This window comes from Mycolicibacterium septicum DSM 44393 (assembly GCF_000455325.1).
Classification (GTDB): Bacteria; Actinomycetota; Actinomycetes; order Mycobacteriales; family Mycobacteriaceae; genus Mycobacterium; species Mycobacterium septicum.
Map to the genome: position 1 here is coordinate 673,268 of NZ_HG322953.1, position 8,870 is coordinate 682,137.

Here is an 8,870-nt window from a genome sequence, read left to right on the forward strand (position 1 = left end):
GGCAGCAGTTCGCACGACGCGGCAAGCGCACCGACGAGATGCTCGAATTGATGAAGAAGCTGTGGGAGCCCGGGTGGACCGAGTTCTCCGGCGATTTCTACTCCACGCCGCGCCTGGAGATGGAGCCCACGCCGCCGCGGATCCCCATCTATGTCGGCGGGCTGTCCGACATCGCATTGCGGCGTGCGGCGCGGCACGACGGCTGGATCGGCGATCTGATCTCCACCGAAGCCGCCTTGCAGCGGGTCGACCGGCTACGTGACCTGCGCGCCGAAAAAGGTTTGACGATGGATGATTTCACGATCATCACACCGCTGACCGACGCCTTCACCCCCGAGCACTACGCGCGCGCCGAAGCCGGTGGCATCCAGGGCATCATCACCATGCCCTGGATGTTCTACTCCGGCCCCGACGCCACACTCGCCGAGAAGATCGACGGGCTGAAGCGGTTCCGCAAGGACCTCGCGCTGGACTAGGTGCGCCTACCGCGCGCCGCGTCCAACGCGTAAGTGCCACCACCGATCGCGGCCAGCAGCAGGAAGCCGAAGCAGTACAGCACGGCGAGTTCGCCGCCGTTCTCGATCGGCCACAGACCGTTGGGCTGATGCTGGGTGAAGTAGGCGAACGCCATCTGGCCCGAGGCGATGAATGCGGCGATGCGGGTGAACAGGCCCACCATGATGAGCAGGCCGAGCACCAGCTCCAGAACACCGGCGTACCAGTACGGCCAGGTGCCGACCGGCACGGCGCCGCTTCCCGAATCGACGGGCCAGGCGAAGAGTTTCGATGCGCCGTGGATGGTGAACAGTAAACCGAACACGACACGGAACAAGCTGATGACAGCGGGCGCAAGCGAGCCCAGTCGAGTGTCCAATTTGGTCGTCATGTCCTGACAATACGCGTAGCTCGCAGAAAACTCACAGCTCGAGCAACACCGTTACCGGTCCGTCATTGACCAGTTCCACGCTCATATCCGCACCGAAAACCCCCGTTTCCACAACCGCTCCCAACTTCACGAGAGCGTCGGCAAACTCGGCCACCAGCGGTTCCGCGAGAGGGCCGGGCGCCGCCGCATTCCACGACGGTCGCCTGCCCTTGTCGGTGTTCGCGTACAACGTGAACTGACTGATCACCAGGATGGGGGCGGCAACGTCCGATGCGGATTTCTCGCCGTCCAGAATCCGCAACTGCCAAAGCTTCTCGGCCATCCGCCGGGCCTTGGCGGCATCGTCGTCATGGGTCGCCCCCACCAGGGCGAGCAGCCCCTGCGGGTTCGGCTCGATGGCGCCGACGACTTCGCCGTCGACCGTCACACTCGCCGATGTCACCCGCTGCACCAGAACCCGCATTGGTCCATTGTGCTTTCGGCGCTGCGCGGGCCGCCGGTCGGGTGCCTACCCGAGGGCGGATCTGCCGTAGTTGTCGGCGTACGCGTTCGCCACTCCGGGGAGGATCTCGACGATGGTGAAATAGCGGTCCCACAGTGGGGTTTCGCGGAGCTCTTCGACCGCGAGCTCATACTCGTGCGGATCTGCGGTCTCCCACAGTAGGAGGTCGGTGACCCTGGCGGTGTAGAACTCCGTGTCGTACCAACGGAAATTCACCGCGGGATGGCGATCGAGTATCGGCTGCAGGTGCCGGGCCAACTCGTCGAAGCGTTGGGCCACCGGGAATCCGAGCCATTCCGGATTGGTCTTGACCAGCATGAAAACCGTGAACATGGCGAACCTCGTTCTCTCATATGCGAATACGACTGGAGAGAAACAAAAAAGGCCAACGAATCTCTCCGTTGACCTGTGAGGTTGTCAGCACCGCGAGCGGTTGTGCTCGCGTTAGTTAGGTTAGCCTAAAACTGTGGCCCCCGGCAAGAGCCGGGGGCCACAGTCTGACGCTGACTTAGACGTCGTAGTAGAGCGAGAACTCGTACGGGTGAGGCCGGATCTGGATCGGCATGATCTCGTTCTCCCGCTTGTAGGAGATCCAGGTCTCGATCAGGTCCTCGGTGAACACGCCACCCTCGGTGAGGTACTCGTGGTCCTCTTCGAGGCGGTCGATCACCGCGGCCAGCGAGGTCGGGGCCTGCGGGATGTTGGCGGCCTCGTCCGGCGGCAGCTCGTAGAGGTCCTTGTCGACCGGGGCCAGCGGCTCGATCTTCTTCTTGATGCCGTCGATGCCGGCCATCAGCATCGCCGCGAACGCCAGGTACGGGTTACCCGAGCTGTCCGGGCAACGGAACTCGAGGCGCTTGGCCTTCGGGTTGTTGCCGGTGATCGGGATACGGACACAGGCCGAGCGGTTGCGCTGGCTGTAGACCAGGTTGATCGGGGCCTCGTAGCCGGGCACCAGACGCTTGTAGGAGTTCACCGTGGGGTTGGTGAACGCCAGCAGCGACGGGGCGTGGTGCAGGATGCCGCCGATGTAGTGGCGGGCGATGTCGGACAGGCCCGCGTAGCCGGACTCGTCGTGGAACAGCGGCTTGCCGTCCTTCCACAGCGACTGGTGGGCGTGCATGCCCGACCCGTTGTCACCGAAGAGAGGCTTGGGCATGAAGGTGACGGTCTTGTTGTTGGCCCACGCGGTGTTCTTGATGATGTATTTGAACAGCAACACATCGTCGGCCGCGTGCAGCAGGGTGTTGAACTTGTAGTTGATCTCGGCCTGGCCGGCGGTGCCGACCTCGTGGTGGCCGCGCTCCAGGGTGAACCCGGCGTTGATCAGGTTGGTCGACATCTCGTCGCGCAGGTCGACGTAGTGGTCGTACGGGGCGACGGGGAAGTAGCCGCCCTTGGGGCGGACCTTGTAACCGAGGTTGGCGCTGCCGTCGGCCTCGAAGGGCTCGCCGGTGTTCCACCACGCCGACTCGGAATCCACCTCGTAGAAGGTGCCGTTCATCTTGGAGTCGAAGCTCACCGAGTCGAAGATGTAGAACTCGGCCTCGGCACCGAAGTAACAGGTGTCGGCGATACCGGTGCTCGCCAGGTAGTTCTCCGCCTTGCGGGCCACGTTGCGCGGGTCGCGGGAGTACGCCTCACGGGTGAACGGGTCGTGCACGAAGAAGTTCAGGTTCAGCGTCTTGGCGGCGCGGAACGGGTCGATGCGCGCGGTGTCGGGGTCCGGCAGCAGCATCATGTCGGATTCGTGGATCGACTGGAAGCCGCGGACCGACGAGCCGTCGAACGCAAGGCCGTCCTCGAAGACGCTCTGGTCGAACGCCGACGCCGGGATCGAGAAGTGCTGGACGACGCCGGGCAGATCGCAGAAGCGAATGTCGACATACTCGACGTTCTCGTCCTTGATCAGCTTGAAGATGTCGTCGGACGTCTTTTCTGCCACTGAGTGTTCTCCTTTACTGGTAACCCGCGGGTTGACGCTAAGGACACGATGTTGCGCAGTCGTCAACCATATGTTGCGCGCAAGTTACGCGATGACCGTTCTGTGTGACGTGAGCTACTGACCGTCACTCAACGGGCTCCGCCTATTCTGGCCCTATGGCGCGCACGATGGGAAGTTGGCTGTCCGGACCGGGACCTTTCGACGCCGGCGACGGCGAGGACGCGCTGGATGGCCGGGGGAAATACCCCGGTGAGCGCCTCGGCTTGCCCGAGTCCGGACCCGGCTCGCTGGCCCGGATGGGCCGGCGCCTCGGCGCGCTGTGCATCGATTGGCTGGTGGCCTACGGGCTGGCCGGTCTGGTGATGGCCCTTGGCCTGATTTCGCTGCCGATGCTGTCCACGGCCGTGCTGGTGATCTGGATGCTGTTGGGGACGGTCGCGGTGCGGCTGTTCTCGTTCACCCCGGGGCAGCTTGCTGTGGGCCTGGCCGTGGTGCCCGCCGACGGGCGCGACCGGATCGGCATCGTGCGGGCGTTCCTGCGTGTGGTGTTGATCGCACTGGTGATCCCGCCGCTGGTTTCTGACAGTGATCTCCGCGGCCTGCACGACCGGCTGACGTTCACCGCGGTCGTGCGACGCTAGCGGCGTCAGTCCTGTCGCGTTCGTAACGCCACGGCGAGAAATCTGCCGTCAGACCGCCATGGCGTTACGAACGAGGAATGACATCAGCGCCGGCGGACGGTCCGCTGCACACCGCGCATCTTCGCACCGCCGGGCAACGGACCCTTGGGCATGCCGGCCGGGCCGGTCTTGGTGCCCAGCGCCGCCAGCCGGGACTCGATCGAGTCCATCTGCTTGACCGTGATGTTCGCCGGCAGCTTGTTCAGGTGGCGCTCCAGCTTGGACAGCGGCACTTCGTCCTCGCCGTTGCCGACCACGATGTCGTAGATCGGGATGTCGCCGACCAGACGCGCCGTGCGCTTCTTCTCCTGAGCCAGCAGGGGCTTGACCCGAGTGGCCGAACCCTCGCCGACGAAGATCACACCGGGGCGGCCGATCACGCGGTGCACGGCATCGAAATGGCCGGTCGCCGCGACGCCGGGGGTGACCCGCCACTTGCCGCGAAGATTGTCCAGCGCCCAGGCCGCGGCACCCGTCTGGCCCTCGGCCTTGAGGTACACCGACTTCTGGGCCCGCCGGCCGAAGATGATGAAGGCGACGAGCGCGCCCAGCACCACGCCCAGCGGGATGAGCGTGTACATCGTGAACCCGCCGATGAGCAGCCCGGCAACCACCGCTGCGACCACGATCAGCACGAACGCGCCGATCATGTACGGCAGCAGGCGCTTGTCCTCTTTGCGCTGGATCTGGAATGCCTGCCACAACTGACTGCGCCGCTGCTTGGAGGCCGCCTTACGGGCAGCCTTCGCCTCGGCCTTTGCCGCCTTCGTTTCTGCGGCATTGCGGGATTTCGCCATTACATCAGGATACGGGGGGCTGATCGGCGAACCGAACCCGCGCGGCCTGGGCATAGAGCCTGCCCGCCCGGTAGGACGAGCGCACCAGCGGTCCGGCCAGCACGCCGGCGAATCCCAGGCCCTCGGCATAGCTCGACAACGCGACGAACTCGTCGGGGTGCACCCAGCGCTCCACCGGATGGTGGCGGGGGGAGGGCCGCAGGTACTGGGTGATGGTGACGATGTCGCAGCCCGCCTCGTGCAGGTCGCGCAGCGCGGTGTGCACCTCGTCGATGGTCTCGCCCATCCCGAGGATCAGGTTGGACTTGGTGACCAGGCCGAAGTTGCGGGCGGCGGTGATCACCTCGAGGCTGCGCTCGTAGCGGAACGCCGGACGAATCCGCTTGAAGATGCGCGGCACCGTTTCGACGTTGTGCGCGAACACTTCTGGGCGTGACTCGAACACTTCGGCCAACTGGTCCGGGTTGCCGTTGAAGTCCGGGGCCAGCAACTCCACACCCGTGTTCGGGTTGAGCTGCTTGATGTAGCGGACGGTCTCGGCATAGAGCCACGCCCCGCCGTCGGGCAGGTCGTCGCGGGCCACGCCGGTCACGGTGGAGTAGCGCAGCCCCATCGCCTGAACGCTCTCGGCGACCCGGCGCGGTTCATCGCGGTCCAGCTCGGCCGGCTTGCCGGTGTCGATCTGGCAGAAGTCGCACCGCCGCGTGCACTGCTCGCCGCCGATCAGGAATGTCGCTTCCCGGTCCTCCCAGCATTCGAAGATGTTGGGGCAGCCGGCCTCCTCGCACACCGTGTGCAGACCTTCGCGGCGCACCAGGCCCTTGAGCTCGGTGTACTCCGGACCCATCTTGGCCCGGGTCTTGATCCACGGTGGTTTGCGTTCGATGGGCGTCTGCGCGTTCCGCACTTCCAGACGCAGCAGCTTCCGGCCTTCGGGCACAACAGTCACAGATTCATCCTACGTTCAGAGCTACTTCGAGCCGGCCGTCCAGCGCGTCACACACCGCGGCGGCGACGCGGTCGGTGACGTCCTCGACGGTGATACGGCGGCCGAGTTCGGCCGTCAGTGACGTCACGCCTGCGTCGGCGATCCCGCACGGCACGATCGACGTGAACGCCGACAGGTCGCAGTCGCAGTTCAGCGCGAAACCGTGCAGCGTCGTCGCCCGGGACACCCGGATCCCGATCGCCCCGATCTTGCGGGCCGGCCGAAGTCCGTCGCCGGCCACCCACACGCCCGAGCGTCCCTCGACCCGGCCGGTCGGCACTCCGAGATCCGCACACACGGTGATGAGTGCTTCCTCAAGGCGCCGAACGAAATTCACCACATCGAGCGGTTCGGTCAGCCCGATGATGGGGTAGCCCACCAGCTGCCCGGGGCCGTGCCAGGTGATCTTGCCGCCGCGGTCGGTGTCGACGACGGGTGTGCCGTCCACCGGGCGCTCGTGCGGCTCCGTGCGCTTGCCCGCGGTGTAGACGGCCGGGTGCTGGAGTAGCAGCAGCGTGTCAGGACCGCCGGCCACCCGGGCGTCGGCGATCTCGCGCTGCAGCTCCCAGGCGGCTTCGTAGTCGAGCGTGCCCACGCGCCGCACCTCGACGGGAGCAGTGGCGGAGCGGATGGATGTCACAGCGTCGACGGTACGCCCCGGCTGCTCCCGGAGGCCGGTCACAGGTCTTTGGGTGCGGTGGCGTAGGCCAGTGCCTCGCCCACCGTGTTGTGGTGAAACGTGAAGCCGGCGCGTTCCAGTGCCGCGGGGATGGCGCGCTGACCGATGAGCAGTCCTTCGTCGGCGATCTCGCCCAGCAGCGTGCGCAGCGCGAACCCGGGAACCATCACCGGGGTGGGGCGGTTGACGGCGCGGCCCAGCGCCGCGGTGAACTCGGCGTTGGTCACCGGGGCCGGACCGGTGAGATTGACCGGGCCCGAAAGACTTTCGGATGCCATCGCGAACAGCACCGCGCGGACCTCGTCCTCCAGGCTGATCCACGGGATGTACTGCCTGCCGTTGCCCAACCGGGCGCCCAGGCCCAGCGAGAACAACGGCTTGAGCCGGTTCACCATGCCCCCGGACGGGGCCATCACCAACCCGGTGCGCAACAGCACCACCCGGGTGCCGGCCGCGACGGCCGGCGCGGTGGCCGCTTCCCAATCCGCGCACAGCCCGGCCAGGAACCCGCGACCCTCGGGCGCGGACTCGTCGGTCACCCGGTCCCTGGTGTCGCCGTAATAGCCGACCGCGCTCGCGTTGATCAGCACCGGCACCCCGGCGTCGGCCACGGCGCCGGCGAGTACCTCGGTGGGCCCGATCCTGCTGTCGCGCAGGCTCTGTTTGAAGGCGCCCGACCAGCGCTTGTCGCCGACGCCGACGCCGCAGAGGTTCACCACCGCGTCCACGCCGTGCAGCGCGCCGGCGTCGAACTCCCCGGTGTCGGGGTTCCAGAACAGCTCGTCGCCGTTCGATGGTGCCCTGCGTACGATCCGGAGTACCCGGCGATCGGCGGCGCGCAGCGTTGACACCAGCGCCGAACCGATCAGACCGGATGATCCCGCTATCGCGATGACGGCATCCGCCACAGTGGGGAGCCCCTCCTAACGGCTCTTACAGCCCGAGGTCGGCCTCGAAAGCACCTTCTTCGAGCCTGCGCTTGATGGTGGTCACGAATCGGCCGGCGTCGGCGCCGTCGATCAGTCGGTGGTCGTAGGTCAGCGGCAGGTAGCACACCGAACGCACACCGATCGACTCGTTGCCGTACGCGTCGGAGATCACCCGCGGCCGCTTCACGATCGCCCCGGTACCCAGCATCGCCGCCTGCGGCGGCACCAGGATCGGGGTGTCGAACAGCGCGCCCTGGCTACCGATGTTGGTGATGGTGAACGTGCCGCCGGACAACTCGTCGGGCTTCAGGTTGCCCGAACGGGCCCGCGCCGCGATGTCGGAGATGGCGCGCGCCAGCCCGCCCAGCGACAGGTCACCGGCGTTGTGGATCACCGGCGACAGCAGACCCTGGTCGGTGTCGACCGCGAAGCCGAGGTGCTCGGCGTCGTAGTAGGTGATCTCCTTGGTGTCCTCGTTGTAGCTGGCGTTGATGTTCGGGTGGATCTTCAGCGCGTCGATGACGGCGCGGGCGATGAACGGCAGATACGTGAGGTTGACACCCTCGCGCTCGGCGAAATCCGCCTTCGCCCGGGCCCGCAACGCCACGATCTTGGTCATGTCGACCTCGTGGGTCTGGGTCAGCTGTGCGGTCGCCTGCAACGATTCGCGCGTCTTCTTCGCGGTGATCTGGCGAATCCGGTTGGCCTTCTGCGTGGTTCCGCGCAGATGCGCCAGGGCCGGAGCGGGCGCCGCCGAGGCAGCGGGCGCGGCGGCGGCAGGGGCTGCCGGTGCTGCGGGAGCCGGGGCCGGGGGAGCCTTCTTGGCCTCGGCGGCCGCGAGCACATCCTGCTTGCGGATCCGACCGCCGACACCGGTGCCCTTCACCTCTGCGAGGTCGACACCGTTCTCCGCGGCCAACTTTCGCACCAGCGGGGTGACGTAGGGCGAACCGTCTCCGGCGGCGGGGGCAGCCTCGGCTGCGGGTGCCGGTGCGGCCGGAGCGGCTGCGGGCGCCGGGGCGGCTGCGGGTGCAGGCTCAGGCTTCGGTTCGGGCTTCGGTTCCGGCTTGGGCTCGGGCTTGGGTTCGGGTGCGGGAGCCGCCGGGGCCGGTGCGGGTGCCGCCGGAGCGGGAGCGGGTGCGGCGGAAGCGTCCCCGATCTTGGCCAGCTCGCCGCCGACCTCGACGGTGTCGTCCTCCTGCGCGGTGATCGACAGCAGGGTGCCGGCCACCGGGGACGGGATCTCGGTGTCGACCTTGTCGGTGGACACCTCGACCAGCGGCTCGTCGACGCCGACGGACTCGCCGACCTTCTTGAGCCAGCGGGTGACCGTGCCCTCGGTGACCGATTCGCCCAATTCGGGCATCACCACGGAAGTGGCTGACCCCGACGAGGCGGCCGGCGCGGCGGGCTCGGCTGCGGGGGCAGGTGCCGGTGCGGCGGCTGCGACGGGCTCGGGGCGGG

At 67.1% G+C, this 8,870-nt stretch carries 10 protein-coding genes and 1 pseudogene; 2 read left to right on the plus strand and 9 right to left on the minus strand.

The genetic code is table 11. The features are described 5' to 3' along the window. Positions 1 to 476: LLM class flavin-dependent oxidoreductase (locus TX88_RS30005; RefSeq protein ID WP_044523550.1), on the plus strand; the 476-nt coding region annotated here is incomplete at its 5' end. Here TX88_RS30005 and TX88_RS30010 read toward each other — a convergent pair. From TX88_RS30010 to glnA, 4 genes are all read right to left on the minus strand, one after another. Then, positions 473 to 886, minus strand: a complete 414-nt coding sequence (locus TX88_RS30010) for a DoxX family protein (RefSeq protein ID WP_044523553.1) — start codon at positions 884 to 886, stop codon at positions 473 to 475. The genes TX88_RS30005 and TX88_RS30010 overlap by 4 nt on opposite strands. A gap of 31 nt (positions 887 to 917) precedes the next feature. Next, positions 918 to 1,349, minus strand: a complete 432-nt coding sequence (dtd, locus tag TX88_RS30015; protein ID WP_044523554.1) for a D-aminoacyl-tRNA deacylase — start codon at positions 1,347 to 1,349, stop codon at positions 918 to 920. 45 nt (positions 1,350 to 1,394) lie between these two features. Continuing rightward, positions 1,395 to 1,721, minus strand: coding sequence for a darcynin family protein (locus TX88_RS30020; RefSeq protein ID WP_044523555.1), 327 nt, complete (start codon positions 1,719 to 1,721; stop codon positions 1,395 to 1,397). Between the two features lie 175 nt (positions 1,722 to 1,896). Then, a complete protein-coding gene (gene glnA / locus TX88_RS30025; RefSeq protein ID WP_044523556.1) occupies positions 1,897 to 3,333 on the minus strand; it encodes a type I glutamate--ammonia ligase in 1,437 nt (478 codons plus the stop codon). Between the two features lie 155 nt (positions 3,334 to 3,488). Between glnA and TX88_RS30030 the strand changes: the two genes are divergently transcribed. After that, positions 3,489 to 3,974 (plus strand): RDD family protein, encoded by a 486-nt coding sequence (locus TX88_RS30030; protein ID WP_209447123.1) that lies wholly within the window; start codon positions 3,489 to 3,491, stop codon positions 3,972 to 3,974. Positions 3,975 to 4,057: 83 nt separating this feature from the next. Here the strand turns inward: TX88_RS30030 and TX88_RS30035 are convergent, their stop codons facing one another. The 5 genes and pseudogenes from TX88_RS30035 to sucB all read right to left on the minus strand — a co-directional run. Next, positions 4,058 to 4,810: a DUF4191 domain-containing protein gene (locus tag TX88_RS30035; protein WP_044523557.1), complete on the minus strand. Its 753-nt coding sequence runs from the start codon at positions 4,808 to 4,810 to the stop codon at positions 4,058 to 4,060. A 4-nt stretch (positions 4,811 to 4,814) separates the two neighbouring features. Then, on the minus strand, positions 4,815 to 5,759 hold the full coding sequence (gene lipA / locus TX88_RS30040) for a lipoyl synthase (RefSeq protein ID WP_044523558.1): 945 nt from the start codon (positions 5,757 to 5,759) through the stop codon (positions 4,815 to 4,817). Positions 5,760 to 5,763: 4 nt separating this feature from the next. Continuing rightward, positions 5,764 to 6,438: a lipoyl(octanoyl) transferase LipB gene (gene lipB / locus TX88_RS30045; protein ID WP_044524359.1), complete on the minus strand. Its 675-nt coding sequence runs from the start codon at positions 6,436 to 6,438 to the stop codon at positions 5,764 to 5,766. 38 nt (positions 6,439 to 6,476) lie between these two features. After that, on the minus strand, positions 6,477 to 7,385 hold the full coding sequence (locus TX88_RS30050; protein WP_044523562.1) for a TIGR01777 family oxidoreductase: 909 nt from the start codon (positions 7,383 to 7,385) through the stop codon (positions 6,477 to 6,479). Positions 7,386 to 7,410: 25 nt separating this feature from the next. Next, positions 7,411 to 8,870: pseudogene (gene sucB, locus TX88_RS30055) on the minus strand (2-oxoglutarate dehydrogenase, E2 component, dihydrolipoamide succinyltransferase); the annotation flags it as partial.